Source organism: Vibrio sp. N418 (assembly GCF_000222565.1).
GTDB classification, from domain to species: Bacteria; Pseudomonadota; Gammaproteobacteria; order Enterobacterales; family Vibrionaceae; genus Vibrio; species Vibrio scophthalmi.
In genome coordinates this window covers 1-936 of sequence record NZ_AFWD01000041.1, presented here as the reverse complement: position 1 = coordinate 936, position 936 = coordinate 1, and the positions used below count along the sequence as shown (strand labels likewise).

General features: G+C 50.4%; 1 protein-coding gene. It reads left to right on the top strand.

Annotated elements, in window-relative coordinates; genetic code table 11:
• Positions 1 to 936 (top strand): transketolase-like TK C-terminal-containing protein (locus RH86_RS08195; protein ID WP_009385873.1); only part of this gene is annotated, 936 nt, incomplete at both ends.

Genomic DNA, 936 nt, shown 5'->3' with positions numbered 1-936 from the left:
CTGAGTGGGATGCAAAAGCGGCTGGCGCAGACAAAGAAGCGGCATGGGATAATAAATTCGCAGCTTACGCAGCGGCTTACCCAGCAGAAGCGGCTGAATTTAAGCGTCGTGTAAACGGTGACTTGCCAGCAGAATGGGAAGCGAAAGCCAACCAAATCATCGCTGATCTACAAGTAAACCCTGCCAACATCGCATCACGTAAAGCATCGCAAAACGCGCTAGAAGCGTTTGGCGCAATGCTACCTGAGTTCATGGGCGGCTCTGCTGACCTAGCGCCTTCAAACCTGACTATGTGGTCGGGTTCTAAATCGCTAACGGCAGATGACTTCTCTGGTAACTACATTCACTACGGTGTCCGTGAATTTGGTATGACTGCGATCATGAACGGTATCGCACTGCACGGTGGTTTTGTTCCTTACGGTGCAACATTCCTAATGTTCATGGAATACGCGCGTAACGCAATGCGTATGGCTGCTCTGATGAAAGTGCAGAATATCCAAGTTTACACCCACGACTCTATCGGTCTGGGCGAAGATGGCCCAACTCACCAACCGGTTGAGCAAATCGCGTCACTACGCCTAACACCAAACATGAGCACATGGCGTCCATGTGACCAAGTTGAATCAGCGGTAGCATGGAAACTGGCGATTGAACGTAAAGATGGTCCATCAGCGCTTATCTTCTCGCGTCAAAACCTAGCACAACAACCTCGTAATGCAGAGCAAGTGGCGAACATCGCTCGCGGCGGCTACATCCTAAAAGATTGCGTAGGTAAGCCTGAGCTAATCCTTATCGCAACGGGCTCTGAAGTTGAGCTAGCAGTGAAAGCGGCAGAAGAGCTAACGGCGCAAGGTAAAGCGGTACGTATCGTATCAATGCCAGCAACTGACGCTTTTGATAAGCAAGATGCGGCTTACCGTGAGTCAGTATTGCCTT